Raw genomic sequence first — 20,798 nt, 5'->3', positions numbered from 1 at the left:
AGTTCCCTGCTATATTTTAAGTGGAGATAACCTTTTTCCATTGATTACAAGAAAAACTGCCTATTAAAAAGATGATTATCGATTCATTTAGAGTATAATAAATAGGAAGAAATTGAAGAGGACGGAAGTGAAACAAGAATGAAAATGACAAGTAAAAAAATGAAGGATATGCTCATGCAGCGAATAAGTAACGAGGATCGAACTTTTACATTTGATAGTAAAAAAGATCAAGTACGTATAGAAAGTAAAGCAACGGGAAAGGGAGTTACCGTTTCCTTGCCTGAAATAATTGCAAAATGGGAAACAAAAAAAGAAAAAGCAGTCGATGAGATTGTTTATTATATTGAACATGGCTTAGGAGCAATTGAAAAAGATGAAGAAATAGAAGGAAAAGAGAAAAAAATATTTCCTGTGATTCGTTCTACTTCTTTTCCTCAACAATCAAATGAGGAAATTCCCTTTATAACAGAAGAGCATACGGCAGAAACCAGAGTATATTATGCTTTGGATATGGGGAATACCTATCGTCTTATTGATGAGAGATTGATGGAAAAAGAAAATTGGTCTTCCGCTTCGATTAAGGAAATGGCTCTTTTTAATGTAAGATCTTTATCCACAAATGTAAAAGCAGATAGTGTTGCTGGTAATGTTTTTTATTTTATAAACAGCAATGATGGCTATGATGCAAGTCGAATATTAAATGATGCCTTTTTAAAGGATATGTATGATCAGTGTGAAGGCACAATGACGGTAGCTGTTCCTCATCAAGATGTACTTATTATAGGTGATATTCGGAATGAAACAGGATACGATATCCTCGCTCAAATGACGATGAGTTTCTTTGCGAGCGGAAGAGTTCCAATTACAGCACTATCTTTCCTGTATGAGGGTGGCGAATTAGAGCCTATATTTATTTTAGGTAAAAATAAAAAAAGAGGAAAAGAATAGGGACAATGTAATCAAATCGATTTATAATTTACTTTTGAATGACATCTAATTGAAATATTTTTATACTAAAATAACAATTATGTAGATTGAAAAGCTAGAATGTTTCTATAAGTTCCCTGTTTTAACCTGAAAAAAAGAGAGACTTAATGAAAGAGGCAATTAGGATATACAAACTTTCAAAAAGTGTCTCTTTTTTAATTGCTATATATAAATGTATCTAGTTATAGAACCAGAGTTGTTGGAGCGTTGGCAATTTAAAAAAACAAAGAGGGAATTTATCTTTGTTTAACCTTCTGCTAAAGAGGGAAAGGGAGAGTTGTTAAAAAATAGTGCTCGAAATTCTGAACATAACTGTTAAAATAGTAATGAGATTGGAAAGAAAGAGTGATTACGTGTGAATTGGTTCAAAAAAGTATTTAAACAGTTTGCTAGTGAAGAAGAGGAGCTGAACCAAGTTGAAGAATCGGTTGAAGCAGAACAGCAACCGAAAATGGAGTCTACGGCATGGAAGAAAGAGATAGATTCAAAGATTATTTATCAATATCCGAAAGGGAACTTTCGCTTTCCACTAATTCCTGATGAAGAGATAGATGATAAGAAAGAGATGGATAGAAGGAAAAGAAGGGAACCTAGGCAAGCCTTCCAAGAGAATAGACGTGAAAACGATCAACCATTTAAACGACCATATGCAGAACAGACGAAAAGCGATCAGAAGGAAGAAAAAGTATCGAATACATATAGTACTAATCGTCCTTTCAAACCTACAGAAGTTGTTTCTCCGATATATGGATATAACCGTCCAGAAAGGAAAGCGATAAGGACTACGGAATCACGACCAATAATAGAAAAAAAAGTTGAAATTTCGAAAGAAGCGAGGATTAACCAGAAAGAACAGAACAAAACAAGAGGCAATGAAGAACTACTAACATTCGCTGGAATGAATGATGAGGTGGTTGAATCACAAGAAGTTCGACAGAATGTGGAGATAGCTGAATCACAAAAAGCAGAGAGGAATGTAGAAGCAGCAGAACCGCAAGAAGAGGAAAGAAATGTAGAATCATCTGAACTACAAGAAGCGGAAAAGAATGTGGAAGTAGCAGAACTTCAAGAAGCGGAACGTAACATAGAGTCAGCAGAAACGCAAGAAGCTGGACAACAACATGGCGAAATTCATGTGGAGACAGTTGAACTGCATAAAGCTGAGACAGCTGTTGCGCAAGAAACGGTAACAGTGGACAGGATAATGGAGCAAGATACATCTTTTTCTATAAAAGCTGAGGAATATTTCGCTGAAGAAATAACTTCTAGAGCTGATAGTGCATTAGAGATAGAGAATGTTGCTTCTCTAAGCGTTTTTGCCAGGGAAGCAGAAAAGGAAGTAAATGAGCAGGTAGAAAGTTTAATAGAAGACCAAGAACTTGATAATAATCAATCATTGTTAAAGTTTGAAGAAGCGGAAGTAGTAGAAGAAGTTTATCAGGAAAATGATGAAGAATTAGTAGTAGAAAAAAAGGAAGAAGCCTCCCAGGCGAAAATAGAGGAGAAGAAGACAATTTCTCGTAAAGGTCCTTTACCTTTTAATGTGTTGATGCTGAATAAAGACAGAAAACGATTGGCAAATCAACAAGTCGAGAAAAAAATATGTGAGGAGCCAAAGCCACAGTCGCAGGCAGAAGTAGTAGTTCCCTCTATGATAGAAAAAGAAGATGAGGAACAAAATGACTTACCTTATTACGTTTTTCCCGAAGAAAATTTATTGAATCCACCCATTTTGCAAATAGAAAAGGATGGTTGGATTGAAGAGCAGACTATGCTCTTAAACGATACATTTACCAATTTCAATGTTCATGCAAAGGTGGTAAATGTTACACAAGGACCTTCTGTAACACGTTATGAGGTACAACCAGAACCAGGAGTTAAGGTTAGCAAAATTACCAATCTTTCTGATGACTTAAAATTAAGTTTGGCTGCAAAAGATATCAGAATTGAGGCGCCAATTCCTGGAAAGCATACAGTAGGAATTGAAGTCCCAAACCAAAAAAGTCGACCTGTACTTATAAGAGAGATTTTGGAAAGTGAAGAATTTAAAAGTTCAGCCTCTCCCTTAACGGTAGCAATGGGATTGGATATTTCAGGAAAACCAATCGTTACAGATTTACGCAAAATGCCACATGGATTAATAGCTGGAGCGACTGGATCTGGAAAAAGTGTGTGTATTAATACAATGCTTGTGAGCTTACTATACAAAGCAAAACCAGAGGAATTGAAGCTCTTATTAGTAGATCCTAAAATGGTTGAATTAGCTCCATATAATTATGTTCCCCATTTAGCAAGTCCTGTTATTACAGATGTAAAGACGGCAACTGCTGCACTAAAATGGGCTGTCGAAGAGATGGAAAGAAGATATGAGCTATTAGCACATGCTGGTGTTAGAGATATTACAAAATATAATCAATTAGCAGAAGAGCATAAAAGGTATAGTGAGAAATTGCCATATTTAGTGATCGTAATTGATGAGTTAGCAGATTTAATGATGATGGCACCTGCGGATGTAGAAGAAGCGATTAGTAGAATAGCTCAAAAGGCAAGGGCGTGCGGGATTCACCTATTAATTGCTACACAAAGACCATCAGTTGATGTTATTACAGGATTAATTAAGGCAAATGTTCCAACACGAATTGCGTTTTCTGTTTCCTCTCAAATTGATTCACGTACCGTCATCGATATTAGTGGTGCCGAGAAGCTTTTGGGTAAAGGGGATATGCTATTTTTAGAAAATGGAACATCAAAGCCCGTTCGATTGCAAGGTACATTTGTATCAGATGAAGAAATTGATCAGGTAGTGGCACATGTTAGGAAAGAAAGAAAACCAGAATATTTATTTGAACAAGAAGACCTGTTAAAAAAAGTTCAAATGTCTGAAGAAGAAGATGAATTATTTTACGAAGCTTGTGAATTTATTATTGAACAGGGTGGAGCGTCTACATCTAGTCTGCAAAGGAAATTCAAAATAGGATATAATCGAGCAGCGAGATTAATTGATATGATGGAAAAGCAGGGATTTATATCAGAAGCTAGAGGAACAAAGCCTAGAGACGTATTAATAACAGAAAGTGAATTGCTGTTATTACAGGAAAACGAATAATCGGAGAAAGGATTACTTCGTAAAATGCTTCCATAGATTGGAATTATATTGTTCCGTAGTTTTTCATCATGAAAGATGGTATAATGTATAAATGTGAAATAAAAAAAGGAAAAAAAAGTTAATGTATTGTAGAAACATGAATAATTAATGGAATGAGAAAAATAAAGTGAACAAAGTTGCATACATAAATGCAATGAGCAAATTGAATGAGGATATCATATACTGTTAAAAGATATGCGTAGTTGGAGGTTCTTTATATGACTATTTACCACTTCGTAGGTATAAAAGGGTCGGGTATGAGTGCGTTAGCACAAATTTTACATGATATGGGTTTTGAGGTACAAGGCTCTGATGTGGATAAAAGATTTTTCACTCAGATTGCTTTAGAACAAGCTGGAATAAAAATTCTTCCTTTTCAACGTGAAAATGTTCAACCAGGAATGAATGTTATTGTAGGAAATGCATTTCCGGATACACATGAGGAAGTAGAAGAAGCAGTAAAGCTGGGTCTTCCAGTGATTCGATACCATCGTTTCCTTGGAGATTTTATGAAGCAATTTACAAGTATAGCTGTAACTGGAGCACATGGAAAGACATCTACAACTGGTTTGCTTTCCCATGTAATGAAGGGGGCAAAGCCTACAGCATATTTAATTGGTGATGGTACGGGGAAAGGGGTAACTGGAGCAGAATATTTTGCTTTTGAAGCATGTGAATATCGCAGACATTTCTTATCCTATTTCCCTGATTATGCATTGATGACCAATATTGATTTTGATCATCCAGATTATTTTGCCAATGTGGAAGATGTTTTTTCTGCCTTTCAAGAGATGGCATGGCAAGTTAAAAAAGGAATTTTTGCTTGCGGGGATGACGAACATTTACAAAAGATTCAAGCAAAAGTGCCAGTTGTATTTTATGGTTTTGGAGATGAGAATGATTTCCAAGCGAGGAATGTGGAAAAAACAACTGAAGGTACAACTTTTGAAGTTTATGTACGTAATACGTATTACAACACCTTCTCCATTCCGACATTTGGGGACCATAATATCTTAAATGCTTTAGCTGTTATTACGCTTAGTCATTATGAGGAACTAGATGCAGAAATCGTTAAAGAACGCTTAATGACATTTGAAGGAGTAAAACGAAGATTTACAGAAAAGACAATTGGTACACAGGTTATTATCGATGATTATGCTCACCATCCGACCGAAATAAAAGCAACGGTGGAGGCTGCTCGTCAAAAGTATCCTGATAGAGAAATTGTTGCTGTATTCCAGCCACATACATTCTCTCGTACTCAAGCATTTCTTCAAGAATTTGCAGATAGCTTAAATTTAGCTGATTCTACTTATCTATGTGATATATTTGGTTCTGCACGTGAGAATCACGGAAAGCTAAGTATTACAGATTTAGCTGATAAGGTACCTGGAAGCAAAATTATTTCAGAAGAGACAGTTTCTTCTCTGAAAAAACATGATAATAGTGTAATCTTGTTTATGGGTGCAGGAGATATTCAAAAATATCAAAGTGCTTATGAAAAAACATTAGGGTAATAAAAAGGGATCAGAATTTACATTCAGATTCCTTCAGACTGTAGACAAACTCTTTTAAATTTGAGGTTTTGTCTATGGTCTTTTTTTGTGACTCCTTCTAATAGGGATGTTGACTTCCGCTACAGGGGTTCGCTATCCATGAGTGCCGAGCCGCTTTGTTGCATACGCTCGGACTTTCTCGTATCTCCCATAGGAGTCTCGCCCCTTCGGCTCCGATCAACCTGGTTTCATCATGTTAGTCTAGAATTTTAACTGCTCTTGGTTTTAAAATGTAGATAGATATTTTTTAGAGGTGAAATTATGCTTTCCAAACAGTTATTCAAAGAGACCAATTAGAAATGATTGCTTTAGATCAACTTGTTCCTGATGCAAAAGAAAAGCATGGCATACGATGGACACCTTTAAAGGGACATAAAAAATTATCTATGCAGACCTTGTTTACTTGTGGATCCGTGAACTTAAAGAAAATGGCCAACTGACTTGGATGAGTCTGGTAACAGCTTGAGAAGAGCATAAAGAATAGATCAAAACAAATCATAAATTGAAAAAGGAGATCAGAATGAAAATATTCTGATCTCCTTTTTCTAGTTTACTTTAAATTTTCTGGATTTAATACTTCTAATTCTGGAATAACAAATTTACCATCTTTTCTTATGAGTACATCATCAAAGTAGATTTCCCCACCACCATAATCAGGGCGTTGAATATTTACCATATCCCAGTGGATATTGGAATCATTGCCGTTATAAGCATCATCATAGGCTTGACCCGGTGTAAAGTGGAAACTTCCATCGATTTTTTCATCGAATAAGATATCTTGCATTGGATGTAGAATATACGGATTTACTCCAATAGCGAATTCGCCAATATAACGAGCACCTTCATCTGTATCTAAAATTTTATTTAATCTTTCGGAGTCATTAGATGTTGCTTCGACAATTTTTCCGTTTTCAAACTTCAGGCTGACATTTTCAAAAGTGAATCCTTGATAAGGCGAAGGTGTATTATAGGTTAGTACACCATTAATAGAATCACGTACAGGTGCAGTATAAACCTCGCCGTCAGGAATATTCATTTGACCAGAGCATTTGATTGCCGGAATATCTTTAATAGAGAAAGTTAGGTCAGTGCCAGGACCAGTTAAGCGAACTTTGTCCGTGCGATTCATTAATTCTACTAGATTATCCATTGCTTTATCCATTTTTCCATAATCTAGGTTACACACGTTGAAATAAAAATCTTCAAATGCATCGGTGCTCATTCTCGCAAGCTGGGCCATGGATGGGCTTGGATAACGAAGAACTACCCATTTTGTGTTTGGTACACGAATTTCTCTATGTACCTTTTTGCCAATGGTTGCACCTTCAATTTTCATTTGTTCTGCAGGAACGTCTGCAAGCTCATTAATGTTATCACCAGCTCGAAGCCCAATGTACGCGTCCATATTACTCATGACATTTGCTTCGAATTGGGCCATCATTTCATATTGTTCTGTTTGAGCGCCTAAAAGCAAGGAGCGATTAATATCATTATCTTTCAGTGAAACAAAAGGATAACCACCAGCTGCATATGCTTCACGCACAAGCGCTTTTACAAGTTCCTTTTGAAGTCCAAAGTTTTCAATAAGAACTTTTTCGCCTTTTTGTAAGCGAATGGAATAATTAATTAAATTTTTTGCTAGTTGATCAATTCGTGGATCCTTCATATGTACCTCCAAAATTTAAAAAAATGTGATAACTCTCTTATTGTACCCGAAAATATTTTTTCCTTAAATAAAAAAACTCAAATAGAAAAATAGGGAGAAGAAATTACTTGCTTCGAATGTAGGTTTACTCTTGCTAAAGAATCATTTGTTTCTGAAAGTTTTTCCAATTATAATAAAACTAAGGTTTTAGCAAACGCGAATCTGGGAAAAGACCAATAAAGTGGAGGTGCGATAAATATGGTAAATCTTTTATACTTAAGTGTAGCTTTAATAGCTATTGCGTTTACGATTCTTGTCATTTATGTTGCGAGAACATTGAAGTCATTACATACTACACTGGATAGTGTTTCTAAAACACTTGTCGGGTTAGAAAGGCAACTGGATGGTGTCACAAGAGAAACAACTATTTTATTGCAAAAAACGAATGATTTAGCTGCAGATATTCAACAGAAATCTGAAAGTTTAAATTCTGTGGTTGATGCAGTAAAAGATGTTGGTACGAGTGTACAAGGGTTTAATCAATCGGTTCAAGCGATTACAAATAATGTGGAAAACACCCTTGTAAAAAATCAAGATAAAATAGCTCAAATTGTTCAATATAGCAAGGTGTTTATGAATATTAGAGATCAATGGAGAGCTAAGAAGGCTGAACAAAGCCGAACACGAGTAAGAAGTAATTAAAGGAGGATGTTACGATGAAGCGAGAACAAGAAATAATCCATGCAAATGAAAGCTCAAGTTCAAAGGATTTTCTATTAGGTGCTATAGTAGGTGGGGTTGTCGGTGCGGCAACTGCTTTATTTCTTGCACCAAAGCCTGGAAGAGAACTGCTTCATGATTTAAACGGACAAGCTGGCATGCTCAAGGAAAAAGGAATTGAGTTAACTGATACGGTAAAAGAAAAAGGATCAGAGTTTATTTCTATTGCTAAAGACAAAACAGGCAAAATTAGTAATACTGTTACTAAAACGTCTGCTGAAATTATGGATAAAGTAAAAAATACAAAAGGGCAAGAGAATATGTCAGCCCGTTTTGATGAGCTGAAAGAAGAAGCATCTGATTTAAGTTCAAGCTTAAAAAACGCTGAGTTTGATGAAATTCAGCAAAAGTTAGAAGAAACCAAACGTGCATTTGATGAAACAGAAAGTAAGTATAACCATTAATCATTATTTTGTATAAAAGTGAGATAAAGTATCCAGTCTATATACACATTGCTTTCTGCGTTCAATGAGAGCCAAGTCTTTTAGAACAATGCAAGAAGGAAACGGTATATAGACTGTTTTTTATATGTTTATGATAAATAAATAGATAAAGGATGATTTTTTAAGAATGGAAAAAATAGAAACTATCGAAAAGTTCGAAGAGTTAGTTCAGAATAAAGATGCTTTTTGGCTGGTTAAACATAGTGTAACATGTCCAATTAGTGCAAGTGCTTTCGATGAATATAAGCAATATGAAGGGAAAAATAATGCTGTTGATACTTATTATTTAACTGTGCAAGATGCAAGAGATGTATCTAATTATATTGCTGAAAAATATGAAGTAAGACATGAATCACCACAAGCATTGCTTTTTGTTCATAATAATATTGTTTGGCATGCATCTCACGGGCAGATTACCGCAGCTTCTTTACAACAAGTTAGTGAAGAAAATAAGTTATAAACATTCGATAAAAAAGGAATTCAGAAGGAGTATATTCTGAATTCCTTTTTTATGTAAAATATTAATTATTTATAGAAGAGCTTTTCGTTTTAGCTGGCCAAACAATCGATAATTTATCCCCTTTTTCTATAGGGGTTAAGAATGTAGCTTGTTCACCATTACGCAATAGTTGAAAAGTTCCTCCGCCGCTTTGTGGCATATTGATATCAACAAATGCAAATAAGTCCTGAAATAAAAAGCCTTCAAATGGTTTCTGTTCTATACGAATATCATCCCCGCTGAATAAAAGATCTTCCATTTGGAGGATTTGTCCTCTTCTTTGTATTTGTGCTAGCTGCTTTGTAAGTGTAATCTTTTTGTCATTAAAATAAACTGGAAGCACTTGATACATTAAAATTTGTTTTCTTTCGGCTAATTCTTGAACAGTTGGTGTTTTTCTTTTTTCCAGGATAACTTCATCTTTGTGACTAAGCAATTGGTTTAATCGGCAAGGAAGTCCATTTTTTACAATCTTCCCAGAGAAAGCAGGAAGGATCGTCTCTTTACCGTTAATCAACAGATGGAAAGGTCTTAACTCCTCCATTAAATTCGTTAAATGAAGCGACTCAAGAGCTTCTTGAATAGTAGTGTCTGCTCGGTATTCAATAATATCTTTGTCAGCAATCGGATGTTCAGCAGAAACAGGGTTCCCATTGCAAAGAATTTTGGTATGAAGCGTGTAGCTTTTATTATTGATCTTTATTTCTTTGTCAGGTTCCGCATCTAGTAAGTCCTTTATTTGAACTTTGGCTTGTTCTCCATCTTTCCCACGATAAACCGTTAATGTTTCGCCATCTTCTACTGTATCTTCTAAAGAGCATGGGACATCTTTTCTAAAAATAGTGGGTCCCTCACCATGACTTCCGGGTATGGTAATTTTTTGATTATTGAGTGTAACAATCATTGCATTACCTGGCTTTCCGTATAATTGGTTCATTCGAATGCCAGAGGCTAAAATACAATCCCCGACGGTCAATTTATTTACTTCAAATAGTCTTACTGGCTGCTCATTTATATAAACCGTTTTATATTGGACTGGTGATTTTTCAGCAGCGATAGCAATTCCAACAGGTGTAACAAGCTCCGGCCCTAAATGGAAATTTTCCTCAAAGGTAAGATGAGTAATTGCATCAATGCCTCTGATGGCAACCCGGTTAGAAGGCAGATTAAGCATTTCTGCCATTTTTTGTTGTAAAGCTGGCGTTTGGCTTCCGCCACCAACAAGCATTACAGCTTTAGGCGATTTATGATTGTTTAGTAAAAGAATCTCCCGGCAAATCGTATCTGCTAATTTATCTAAAGCAGGTTCAATTTCCTTAATTACTTCTTCCTTATGTAATTCCGTTGTAAAGCCAAGAATATCAGAAATAGAAATCTGATCTTTTTGAGATAATTCTCTTTTGGCTTGTTCGGCTAATGGAAAGTCTAATAAATATGCATCGCTGATTGCTTCTGTTATTTCATCTCCAGCGACAGGTACCATCCCGTAGGCAATAACGGTCCCCGTATCGGTTATGGCTATATCTGATGTTCCTGCTCCAATGTCTACTAAAGCTACATTTAATCTTCTCATAGATGGAGGAATTAGGACATTAATGGCAGCAATTGGCTCTAACGTCAATGCCTGCATTTCTAAATTTGCTCGATGCAAGGCAGCGATTAATGATTCAACAACTACTTTAGGCAAAAAAGTTGCGATAATTTCTACCTTCGCTATTGATCCTTGCTGATCAATTAAGCTACCCATAGCTTGATCATCTAAAGAGTATTGAAGTACGGAATAGCCCACACAATAATAAAATTGGCTTTTATCTCGCTCGTTTTTTTCTGCGACAGAGCTTTGTGCCTGCTGTACAGCTGTTAACTCCATATGTAAAATATCTTCTTTTGTAATGAGCGGCTTTCTTTCTATATTCATTTCATAAGAAGCCCGTTCTGTTTTTAAGGCTCTTCCAGCAGCCGCGACACTCACTTTTTCTAAAGGTCCATGTTTGATTTCTAACTGATCTTTTATTTCTTTGATAATTTTGGAAACAGCTAACACATCATGTATTTGACCATCTAACATAGCTCTTTCTGTATGTTCGATGGATAATAAATCAGCTACATGATAACTTTCCTCTTTTTTTTCCAAGATAATTCCGACAACTGATCGAGTACCAATATCTAATGCAAATAGTTTTTCATGTTTTTGCATAGAAAACACCTTCTTTTTATTTAAAGATTGTTTATAAAAAAATAAAATAGATTATAGGAAACAATTATCTAACTTCTTAACAAAAATTAACGCTTTAACACTTAAAAGCGTTTAAGCATTAAATAAAATTAGTGACAATGGGATAAATATGATTTATAATTAACCCAATTAAGAGAAATGTAACATATTTTTGCATTTGTATAAAGAATCTAAGCAAATAGTGTAAAGGAAATTACATGGATTTGTGCTTTTAATGAAGGGATGAGATGATTGTGAGTAATAAGGAATTAGAAGAATTACGTAATCGAGTGGATGAATTAAATTTAGAAATTTTAGAAAAAATTAATGAGCGGGCAAGCCTTGTGCAAAAAATAGCCCAAACAAAAGTTACCCACGGTGCACATCGATATGATCCTGTTCGCGAGAGAAAAATGCTCGATCATATTTTAAATAAAAATGATGGACCATTTGATAATGGGACAATTTCACATTTGTTTAAGCAAATTTTCAAAATGGGCTTACAATTACAACAAGAAGATGACAGTAAAGCGTTATTAGTATCTCGTAAGAAAAAAGCAGAGGATACTATTGTTGATATAAAAGGAACAAAAATTGGTGACGGTACACCTAAATTTGTGTTTGGGCCATGCTCAGTAGAATCATATGAACAAGTTGCTCAAGTGGCAGCGTCCGTACAAGCTAAAGGGTTAAAGCTTCTTCGTGGTGGCGCGTTTAAGCCAAGAACATCTCCATATGATTTCCAAGGACTTGGTGTAGAAGGCTTGAAAATCTTAAAAAGAGTGGCAGATGAATACGATTTAGCAGTAATTAGTGAAATTGTTAGTACGGAACACATTGAAACGGCGTTAGATTATATTGATGTTATTCAAATTGGTGCTCGTAATATGCAGAACTTTGAGCTGTTAAAAGCTGCAGGAAGTGTAAAAAAACCGATTCTATTAAAACGTGGTTTAGCGGCAACCATTGAAGAATTTATCAATGCCGCAGAATATATAATGTCACAAGGAAACGATCAGATTATCCTCTGTGAACGTGGTATTCGTACGTATGAACGGGCAACAAGAAACACATTGGATATTTCTGCTGTTCCAATTTTAAAACAAGAAACACATCTTCCTGTCTTTGTTGATGTAACACATTCAACTGGAAGAAAGGATTTATTATTACCTTGTGCGAAAGCAGCTTTAGCAATTGGGGCAGATGGAGTAATGGCAGAAGTTCATCCAGATCCTGCTGTCGCATTATCTGATTCAGCACAGCAAATGGATATTGAGCAATTCGATGAATTTTACCGTGCGTTACAAGCTACACCATATGTAAATGCATAAAAATATGATAAATGCCTCGTAAGTGTTTAGAAACACTTACGAGTTTTTTTATAGAAATACTTTTTTTAATAAGAATTTGATAGTATGACAAATTCATTTATATTTTTCATCATTTTATGGTAAACTGAATGGAAGAATGTTTAATAAAAAATTTTTTTTGCTAAAAAAGCGAAAAAAAGTCGTTTTTTTTGAAAAAAAATGAAAGCTTGTCATTGCGGGTTTTCCTGCTATATCGTATCATTAGTACATAATTAGACAAGATTAGCTAAATTGGGAATCTTTTATGATTAAGAAAGTAGCTTCTTGCCATAAAATAATAGAAAGAAATAGTTCGACTAAAAGGAGTGCAAAAATCACAATGAATATCACAATATATGATGTCGCAAGAGAAGCTAGTGTTTCTATGGCAACCGTTTCCCGTGTTGTTAATGGAAATCCAAACGTTAAGCCAACAACAAGAAAAAAGGTATTAGAAGTTATTGATCGATTAGGATATCGTCCAAATGCTGTAGCAAGAGGGCTAGCAAGTAAGAAAACCACTACAGTTGGAGTAATTATCCCTGATATCTCAAGCACATTCTTTGCGGAATTAGCAAGAGGAATTGAGGATATTGCTACAATGTATAAATATAATATTATTTTAAGTAACTCTGATCAAAATAAAGATAAAGAGCTGCACTTATTAAATACCATGTTAGGCAAACAAGTGGATGGTATTGTATTTATGGGTGGCAATATAACTGAGGAACATGTTACTGAATTTGAAAAGTCTCCTGTACCAATTGTGCTTGCGGCTAGTATCGAAGAAAGCAAAAAGATTTCTTCTGTTAACATTGATTATGCGCAAGCTACGTATGATGTAGTAACTAGCTTTGTTGAAAAGGGCCATAAGTCTATTGGAATTGTCCTTGGATCCTTAGAAGAACCAATCAACAAAAATGAGAAATTAGGCGGTTATAAAAAGGCATTAGAAGCAGCTGGAATCGAATTTAATGAGTCTTTAGTTGTTGAAGGAGATTATAGCTATGAATCTGGTATGGAAGCTTTCGATAAATTAATCGAAGGTGATAATAAACCAACGGCAATCTTTGTTGGCTCAGATGAAATGGCGCTAGGTGTCATTCATGGAGCAGAAGACAAAGGCTATAAAGTTCCTGAGGATTTTGAAATTGTTACCTCTGATAATACAAAATTAACATTAATGGTTCGCCCGCAACTAACAACTGTTGTACAACCATTGTATGATATCGGTGCTGTGGCTATGAGATTGCTTACTAAATATATGAATAAAGAAACAGTAGAAGATCATATTGTTACACTTCCACACCGTATAGAATCTCGAAAATCTACAAAATAAGTTCAGATACGGAAAAGACCAAAACTGGATTGTACATCCAGTTTTGGTCTTTTTTGTTGAAGAAAAAAAGGAAACGAGGAAAGTGGCTGGAATAAAATATTTAATGGATAAAGAATTTAGTGGCGAAACCAAGTCATTCTATTACAGACACTCGATGCGCCGGGGAACAAGCTTTAGCGTGTGGAGGCTAAAGCTTGTTCTGGCTTCCCGCAGGAACTAACGAAGCAAGGAGGCTTAGCGCTCATCTTATGGATAGCGAAATGTATTTTAGTCTGCGGGGTATTACCACAAACCTTCTTTCTTAAAATAAATAAAAACCTCAAACAATTATACAAATACTTTTTAGTGTGTACGTATAATTGTTTGAGGTTATATTTGATTGAAATACTTATGTTCTAACCTTATTGGAGTTAATTATTTTCTGTCTTTTTATCAGGCTTTTCTGTTTGTTCTTTATTGTTTTGCTGGTTATTTTCTGTTGGCTTGTCGTCTTTGGGTTTGTCATTATTTGGCTTGTTCGCTGTTTGCTCTTTAGTGCTCGTCTTTTTTTCTTGATTTTCCTGTTTAGATTGATCCTTTTGTTTTTCTTGATTTTCCTGTTTAGATTGATCCTTTTGTTTTTCTTGCGAATTGCCAATTACCACTTCATTTGATGCCTTTGATTCTTTACCAGCAATATCAACTGCTTTAACGATATATTTTCCATTACCACCTTTAAAGCTTAACGTATTTGCTGTTTTTAAACTCTTTACTTTTTTGCCATTTTTATAGACCCGGTAACCAATTACATCTTTTTCGCTATGCTTGCTCCATGTAATAGTGTCACCTTTAAGATTGATTTTTAGTGGACTAGGAGTCTTCCCATTCTCTTCAATTTTATTGCTTGGAATGATAAGATTTTTAAGCTTTTGATTGTTCTCGCTCAGAATACTTGGATCGCTGATACGAATACCAAATAGCTTTTCGATATAGTCTGGATTTAGCATTAATCCTGGTTCAGCGAATTCACTTGGAGTAGAATCTAAAGCCATGTATTTCTTATCACCGATTTTTACATATTTACCTGCAACTAAACTGTCGTCCCTCTTAGATGGAACCGTTCCTGACTTGAATAAATCAGTTGTCACTAATCCGGCTTTTGAGCACCCTTCAGAAGGCAGTAGTCCAGAAATAGAACATACAGATTGTCTTACGATTCCACCAGGCATCTTGAAGCTTTTGGACGGGGCTACAAGATCAGGTGCAACGTCATATGCAGCATTTAGTAAATCTGCCCACAAGTAGTTATTACGTTTACTGTATGATAAACCAGATGTTTCTAAAGATTTTGGTGTATCATAACCTGTCCAAACTCCAAAAGTTACATTTGGATTTGTCGCAACTAACCAAGAATCTGTAAAGTTTTGGGCTGTTCCGGTCTTACCTGCCCAGTCAGAATTAAATTTTAGGCGGCTGTTTACGGCAGCGGCTGTTCCGCGATTCATCACATCTCTCATCATGTCTAATGTTAAGTATGCGGTTTGTGGGCTAAATACATCGACAGGTTTTACATCATGCTGATAAATAACATTGCCATCTTTATCTTCAATCTTGTCAATCATATAAGCATCGATAAATTTCCCACTATTAGCAAAGGTAGAAAAGGCATTGGTATTTTCTTCAACAGTAATACCATCCTCCAGTCCGCCGATAGCAGTAGCCCTGTTTGAAGCGTCAGCAGGAGTTAATGACGAAACGCCCATTTTTTCTAAGAATTTAATTGGTTTCTGTGGCAATATATCAATATATGCTTTTACTGCTGGAACATTGTATGATTGCTGTAGTGCATATCTTGCTGTTACTAAACCATGAAATCGCGAGTCATAGTTGTTTGGCCAAATACTCCCTGGTTTACTAGGATTTAATCTTAATGGAACGTCTGGTAAAACACTTCCAGGCGATAATGTTCCCAGTTCAATTGCTGGACCATAAACTAAAAGTGGTTTCATGGTTGAACCATTTGGTCTGACACTGCGTGTGGCATGATTTGTTGCTTCTCGATTATAATCACGCCCTCCAACAAAGCTTATGATAGCCCCCGTTTTGTTTTCAATTAGAATGGCTCCAGTTTCTACAGGTTCCATAATAGTAACTTTTTCTTTTGTTTCTGGATCAATCACTTGTTGTTTTTTATCTGGTCCAAAAAGAGAGAAGTTTTTGACTGTCTTTTGTTGAATATCATAGATTTTCTTATTAATAGTACTATGAATTTTGTATCCATTTTGGTGGATTTGACGGTCAGCAAGTGTAGTATATTGTTCTGCTAATACATCGTCTTCTTGTAAGTCTTCTTTTGTATATCCATCTTCTTTTGCTAACAATTCGGCAATAATTTCTATGCTTCTTTGTTGGATTTCAATCATTACCGCCGGATAATCTTCAATTGGATTTTTTTGCGGTCCGATAAAATCCTTTGTTATGTCGTACTTCATGGCAGTATCATATTCTTGTTTAGAGATTTTCTTTTGGTCATACATTCGGTTTAAAACTGTTTTCATTCGATTTAAACCTGGTTCTAAATTCTTTTTTAATTTTCCTTCTTGTGTAAAAGGAGTGTAACCAAATGGACTTTGTGGAAGCCCTGCGATAAATGCAGCTTGAGGCAAAGTTAAATCCTTTGCATCTACACCAAATATACCATTTGCTGCAGACTGTACACCTGCAATGTTTCTGCCAGATGAATTTCTTCCTAAGGTTGAAACATTTAAGTAAGCTTCTAATATTTCATCCTTCTCAAAGAATTTCTCTAGCCTCAGTGCTAGGAGAATTTCTTTTGCTTTTCGTTCAAAAGAGACTTCGTTAGTTAAAATTTGATTCTTTATTAACTGTTGTGTTAACGTACTTCCACCAGATTGCGTAGAAGAGTTAGCTACTTCTTGAAATAATGCACGGAAGATTGCTTTTGGAACTACTCCGTTATGAGTGTAGAAATTTTCATCTTCAGTAGCGATAACAGCATCTTTTAAATAGGGAGAAACATCTTTAATTTTTACTTCCTCCCTCTCAAGGTCTGTAGGCACTTTTCCTAAATACTCATTGTTAGCAAAGAATAGCTCTGAAGTTTCTTCGTAATTATAAATATCTTTCTGCATAGTTGTGTAAGGACGGATTGGCTCATCCTTAACAAGTGATGCAAAGTATCCTGCACCAATTCCGAGCCCAAATGCACCCCCTACCACAGTAATGATGATAAAGAGCAAAGTCACATTCCATGTTACTTCATAAGTTAAACGGGCTCCTTTCAGTGTTCGTTTATTGGTGAAGAAGTTTTTAAAATGGTTTAAAGCATTTTTCCACTTCGGCCTTTCGTTCATGGTATCATTCCCCCTAAAATCACATACATTATAGCATAAAGGAGAGGGGAATATAGACAGAGTTCGATATTTTTCCTGTTTCTTCGAATAATTGTTTGACATTAACAGCTTTTATGTGATAAAAATAAACTAACTATATATTGATTCGTTATTGCTTTGAAGGGAAGAAGTAGTTCTTTTATCACTATAAACAGAGAGCCATTGGTCGGTGCAAAATGGCATAAATAAAAGAATGAATTACCTCCTGGAGCTTTCACTGGGAAAGTTATTTTAAATTAGTAGCAGTGAACGGCGTGGACCGTTATTCTAATGAAGTGGAGAATCTATTTTCTCAAGTTATGGGTGGTACCGCGCTGATTTGGCGTCCCTGCATATTAGATGCAGGGACTTTTTGTGTTATTTAATCAATAACGAAAAATAGGACAAGGATATTTTACTTTAAAATGGAGGAATATACATGAATTTACTAGAAGATCTTCAATGGAGAGGTATTACTTACCAACAGACAGATGAAGCAGGCTTGAAAGAACAATTAGAAAAAGAAATGACTAGTTTATACTGTGGAGTAGACCCTACTGCTGATAGCATGCATATTGGACATCTATTACCGTTTTTAACGTTAAGACGTTTTCAAAACGCAGGACATCGTCCTATTGTATTAGTAGGTGGCGCAACAGGTTTAATTGGGGATCCGAGTGGAAAAAGCGAAGAAAGAAAGCTGCAAACATTAGATGTTATTGGCTATAATGTGAAATGCTTGCAAGGACAATTGGAAAGAATCTTTGATTTTGAGGGAACAAATGCTGCAATTATGGTCAATAACTATGATTGGGCAGGGAAAATGGATATTGTTACATTCTTACGTGATTATGGAAAACACATTGGAATAAATTATATGTTAGCAAAAGATACCATTGCTAATCGTTTAGAAACAGGAATTTCCTTTACTGAATTCACGTATACAATTTTACAAGCATTAGACTTTTTACATTTATATGAACATCATGATTGTAAATTGCAAATTGGCGGAAGCGACCAATGGGGAAATATTACCACAGGATTAGAATTAATTAGAAAGAACATGTCAGAAGGGGCTAAGGCGTTTGGTTTAACCATTCCGCTTGTGACAAAGGCAGATGGTACAAAGTTTGGTAAAACGGAAAGTGGTGCTATTTGGTTAGATCCTGAAAAAACCACTCCTTATGAATTTTATCAATTTTGGATTAACACAGCAGATGCTGATGTGATTAAGTATCTAAAATTCTTTACTTTCCTTTCTAAAGAGGAAATTGAGGAATTAGAAAAATCTGTGCAAGAAGAGGCTCATCTCCGCAAAGCACAAAAAACATTAGCGGAAGAGATGACGAAATTAATTCATGGAGAAGCTGCACTAGAACAGGCACAAAAAATAACGGCAGCGCTTTTTAGTGGAGACATAAAAAATTTAACGGCAGAAGAAATCAAACAAGGCTTTAAAGATGTGCCAACATATGAACATACAGAAGGAGAAGCTCTGCTTGTTGATATACTAGTGGCTGCTGGTATTGTATCCTCAAAAAGACAAGCGCGCGAAGATATAACAAATGGTGCTGTCTATATTAATGGAGAGCGCAAACAGGAACTAGATTATGCACTTACAGAAGAAGATCGAATTGAAGGACAGTTTACCGTGATTCGACGAGGCAAGAAAAAATATTATTTAATTAAGTTTTAATGGCAACCATCCTAAAAGGTAACTTTTAGGATGGTTTTTTGGAAAAGAAATAATGGTGTTTAATGAAATGAGGAATTATTTTTCATTATCCTGCATTTTTAATGGCAACATTTTGTTACAATATATTGTCTAAAATGTGAAAAAGATATATTTTTTTCCATTTCTAATCTGTTTATCCAATAAATTGTTTTATACTTAAAATAAACAATTGTTGAAGGAGGGAGAAACGGGAAGATGTAATAGACTTACTTTTCCTGTGTAATCGATGAAACTAAACAGTGAAGTCTTAAATGTACCGTCTCCTTTTTTAGAGTATGTTGTAATGCGAATGTTTATGATGAAGTATTATGAAAAGGATCATTATTCCATCGCTTTTCAATACCCTTTAAGTCGTTTTGAGAGCAGCTATGTGATTCCGGAATTTCAAATGCTTTTTGATAAAGTGAAGTGGAAAAATAATGTTGTTACTTTAATTAATTTACGCCAGGATATATATGAACAAATCCTCATGCAAGTGAATCAATGTGATAGTCGGTCATCCTATATGGCGATAATAGATTATTTAAATCAACAAACAAAAGTAGAAGATCGAATGGACTGCTTTCCGACAATTCTAACAGGAGATCTTGTTTCCCCCGAATGGAGTGTGGATTTCCAAAAAGACGGTATAATAGAACTATTTAAGAATCAAGAGATATTAGGTGATAAAATAAGTCTTACTAGCAGGGAAGAAAAGAAGAAGGAAAAATGGGGATTTCAGCAAATAATAAACCAGGTTGTCCATGAATATTGGCTTGTATATCAACAAAAAAGAGAAAAGACTGTTATTCAAATTAGCCTGCCGAATATTAAATATTCAAGGGATATAGAAATGAGAATAAAAGATTTATTCTTTCCTTTTTTTCACCAAGTGCAAGTAGCGACATTTTTTTATGAAGAGGGATTATATATAAACAATATTTTAGTGAAAAGACCAAAATTGAAAGAGAAGACTAATTGGGGAGAACTACTTTTTCCTTTGGGAGGAAAAAACAATTGTGACTAGAAAAAGAAATATATCATAAAAAAAGCCCTGTTTCCAAAAGGAAAAAGGGACTTTTTTTAGCAATTCTATTAACGAGAATAGAACTCAACGATAAGAGCTTCGTTAATTTCAGCTGGTAATTCAGAACGTTCTGGTAAACGAGTGAATGTACCTTCTAATTTATCTGCATCAAAAGTTAAGAAATCAGGTACGAAGTTATTTACTTCTACTGCTTCTTTAACAACTTCAAGGTTGCGAGATTTTTCACGTAAAGTGATAGTTTGACCAGCCTTAACGCGGTATGATGGGATATCAAGACGTTTGCCATCTACTAAGATATGACCATGGTTAACTAATTGACGTGCTTGACGACGAGTACGAGCTAAACCTAAACGGTAAACAACGTTATCTAGGCGAGTTTCTAATAAGATCATGAAGTTTTCACCATGCTTACCAGCCATTTTACCTGCGATATCAAAAAGATTACGGAACTGACGTTCGTTCACACCATACATGTGACGAAGTTTTTGTTTTTCTTGTAATTGTAAACCGTATTCTGATAATTTTTTACGTTGGTTTGGACCGTGTTGTCCTGGAGCGTAAGGGCGTTTATCTAACTCCTTACCTGTTCCACTTAAAGAAATACCAAGACGACGAGAAAGTTTCCAGCTTGGACCTGTATAACGAGCCATAATTGACTCCTCCTTCATGTTTTTATTTGGTAAAATAAAAACAGATGTAACATTTCT

Annotated in this window: 15 protein-coding genes and 1 other annotated feature; of the genes, 11 read left to right on the top strand and 4 right to left on the bottom strand. The window is 35.2% G+C overall.

Annotated features, from left to right (window positions below):
• The first annotated feature begins 144 nt into the window (after positions 1-144).
• From MHH96_RS23305 to MHH96_RS25695, 4 genes are all read left to right on the top strand, one after another.
• Entirely contained in the window at positions 145-948 is an 804-nt protein-coding gene (locus MHH96_RS23305) for a DUF1444 domain-containing protein (protein ID WP_047944527.1), read from the top strand.
• Between the two features lie 394 nt (positions 949-1,342).
• Complete coding sequence (locus MHH96_RS23300; RefSeq protein WP_047944497.1) at positions 1,343-4,093, top strand: DNA translocase FtsK; 2,751 nt, start codon at positions 1,343-1,345, stop codon at positions 4,091-4,093.
• Positions 4,094-4,350: 257 nt separating this feature from the next.
• Positions 4,351-5,649, top strand: a complete 1,299-nt coding sequence (gene murC / locus MHH96_RS23295; RefSeq protein ID WP_047944496.1) for a UDP-N-acetylmuramate--L-alanine ligase — start codon at positions 4,351-4,353, stop codon at positions 5,647-5,649.
• 338 nt (positions 5,650-5,987) lie between these two features.
• Positions 5,988-6,128 carry a transposase gene (locus tag MHH96_RS25695; RefSeq protein ID WP_082138437.1) on the top strand — a complete coding sequence of 47 codons (141 nt, stop codon included), beginning with the start codon at positions 5,988-5,990 and terminating at the stop codon, positions 6,126-6,128.
• Positions 6,129-6,238: 110 nt separating this feature from the next.
• On the opposite strand, the gene MHH96_RS23290 is transcribed toward MHH96_RS25695, so the two are convergent.
• Positions 6,239-7,354, bottom strand: a complete 1,116-nt coding sequence (locus tag MHH96_RS23290; protein ID WP_047944495.1) for an aminopeptidase — start codon at positions 7,352-7,354, stop codon at positions 6,239-6,241.
• A 237-nt stretch (positions 7,355-7,591) separates the two neighbouring features.
• On the opposite strand from MHH96_RS23290, the gene MHH96_RS23285 reads away from it, so the two are divergent.
• The 3 genes from MHH96_RS23285 to ytxJ all read left to right on the top strand — a co-directional run bounded on the left by MHH96_RS23285 (position 7,592) and on the right by ytxJ (position 9,016).
• A complete protein-coding gene (locus MHH96_RS23285) occupies positions 7,592-8,035 on the top strand; it encodes a DUF948 domain-containing protein (protein WP_047944494.1) in 444 nt (147 codons plus the stop codon).
• 14 nt (positions 8,036-8,049) lie between these two features.
• Positions 8,050-8,517 carry a YtxH domain-containing protein gene (locus tag MHH96_RS23280; RefSeq protein ID WP_047944493.1) on the top strand — a complete coding sequence of 156 codons (468 nt, stop codon included), beginning with the start codon at positions 8,050-8,052 and terminating at the stop codon, positions 8,515-8,517.
• 166 nt (positions 8,518-8,683) lie between these two features.
• Positions 8,684-9,016, top strand: a complete 333-nt coding sequence (gene ytxJ / locus MHH96_RS23275; RefSeq protein ID WP_047944492.1) for a bacillithiol system redox-active protein YtxJ — start codon at positions 8,684-8,686, stop codon at positions 9,014-9,016.
• 61 nt (positions 9,017-9,077) lie between these two features.
• Here ytxJ and pilM read toward each other — a convergent pair whose 3' ends face one another.
• Positions 9,078-11,252, bottom strand: coding sequence for a cell division protein FtsA (pilM, locus tag MHH96_RS23270; RefSeq protein WP_047944491.1), 2,175 nt, complete (start codon positions 11,250-11,252; stop codon positions 9,078-9,080).
• Between the two features lie 272 nt (positions 11,253-11,524).
• Between pilM and MHH96_RS23265 the strand changes: the two genes are divergently transcribed.
• Both MHH96_RS23265 and ccpA read left to right on the top strand, forming a co-directional pair.
• Entirely contained in the window at positions 11,525-12,601 is a 1,077-nt protein-coding gene (locus MHH96_RS23265) for a bifunctional 3-deoxy-7-phosphoheptulonate synthase/chorismate mutase (protein WP_047944526.1), read from the top strand.
• A 358-nt stretch (positions 12,602-12,959) separates the two neighbouring features.
• Positions 12,960-13,958, top strand: a complete 999-nt coding sequence (gene ccpA, locus MHH96_RS23260; protein WP_047944490.1) for a catabolite control protein A — start codon at positions 12,960-12,962, stop codon at positions 13,956-13,958.
• Positions 13,959-14,368: 410 nt separating this feature from the next.
• On the opposite strand, the gene MHH96_RS23255 is transcribed toward ccpA, so the two are convergent.
• Complete coding sequence (locus tag MHH96_RS23255; protein ID WP_047944489.1) at positions 14,369-17,311, bottom strand: transglycosylase domain-containing protein; 2,943 nt, start codon at positions 17,309-17,311, stop codon at positions 14,369-14,371.
• Between the two features lie 147 nt (positions 17,312-17,458).
• Positions 17,459-17,683 (top strand) — a binding site (T-box leader).
• An 85-nt stretch (positions 17,684-17,768) separates the two neighbouring features.
• Here MHH96_RS23255 and tyrS point away from each other — a divergent pair.
• Together tyrS and MHH96_RS23245 are read left to right on the top strand one after the other, a co-directional pair.
• A complete protein-coding gene (gene tyrS / locus MHH96_RS23250) occupies positions 17,769-19,025 on the top strand; it encodes a tyrosine--tRNA ligase (RefSeq protein WP_047944488.1) in 1,257 nt (418 codons plus the stop codon).
• A 322-nt stretch (positions 19,026-19,347) separates the two neighbouring features.
• A complete protein-coding gene (locus MHH96_RS23245; RefSeq protein WP_141232337.1) occupies positions 19,348-20,070 on the top strand; it encodes a hypothetical protein in 723 nt (240 codons plus the stop codon).
• Between the two features lie 68 nt (positions 20,071-20,138).
• On the opposite strand, the gene rpsD is transcribed toward MHH96_RS23245, so the two are convergent.
• Entirely contained in the window at positions 20,139-20,741 is a 603-nt protein-coding gene (gene rpsD / locus MHH96_RS23240) for a 30S ribosomal protein S4 (protein ID WP_047941829.1), read from the bottom strand.
• Positions 20,742-20,798 lie beyond the last annotated feature (57 nt).

Source organism: Niallia sp. FSL K6-0212, assembly GCF_038007605.1.
GTDB lineage: Bacteria > Bacillota > Bacilli > Bacillales > Cytobacillaceae > Niallia > Niallia circulans.
The sequence above is the reverse complement of the archived record's forward strand: the minus strand, read 5'-3'. Positions and strand labels throughout refer to the sequence as shown.

Excerpts from the sequence above, each read along its gene's own strand:
- MHH96_RS23305 (WP_047944527.1), top strand. The coding sequence starts at position 145 with ATGACAAGTAAAAAAATGAAGGATATGCTCATGCAGCGAATAAGTAAC.
- murC (WP_047944496.1), top strand. The coding sequence starts at position 4,351 with ATGACTATTTACCACTTCGTAGGTATAAAAGGGTCGGGTATGAGTGCG.
- MHH96_RS25695 (WP_082138437.1), top strand. The coding sequence starts at position 5,988 with ATGATTGCTTTAGATCAACTTGTTCCTGATGCAAAAGAAAAGCATGGC.
- MHH96_RS23290 (WP_047944495.1), bottom strand. The coding sequence starts at position 7,354 with ATGAAGGATCCACGAATTGATCAACTAGCAAAAAATTTAATTAATTAT.
- MHH96_RS23285 (WP_047944494.1), top strand. The coding sequence starts at position 7,592 with ATGGTAAATCTTTTATACTTAAGTGTAGCTTTAATAGCTATTGCGTTT.
- MHH96_RS23280 (WP_047944493.1), top strand. The coding sequence starts at position 8,050 with ATGAAGCGAGAACAAGAAATAATCCATGCAAATGAAAGCTCAAGTTCA.
- ytxJ (WP_047944492.1), top strand. The coding sequence starts at position 8,684 with ATGGAAAAAATAGAAACTATCGAAAAGTTCGAAGAGTTAGTTCAGAAT.
- pilM (WP_047944491.1), bottom strand. The coding sequence starts at position 11,252 with ATGCAAAAACATGAAAAACTATTTGCATTAGATATTGGTACTCGATCA.
- ccpA (WP_047944490.1), top strand. The coding sequence starts at position 12,960 with ATGAATATCACAATATATGATGTCGCAAGAGAAGCTAGTGTTTCTATG.
- MHH96_RS23255 (WP_047944489.1), bottom strand. The coding sequence starts at position 17,311 with ATGAACGAAAGGCCGAAGTGGAAAAATGCTTTAAACCATTTTAAAAAC.
- tyrS (WP_047944488.1), top strand. The coding sequence starts at position 17,769 with ATGAATTTACTAGAAGATCTTCAATGGAGAGGTATTACTTACCAACAG.
- MHH96_RS23245 (WP_141232337.1), top strand. The coding sequence starts at position 19,348 with ATGCGAATGTTTATGATGAAGTATTATGAAAAGGATCATTATTCCATC.
- rpsD (WP_047941829.1), bottom strand. The coding sequence starts at position 20,741 with ATGGCTCGTTATACAGGTCCAAGCTGGAAACTTTCTCGTCGTCTTGGT.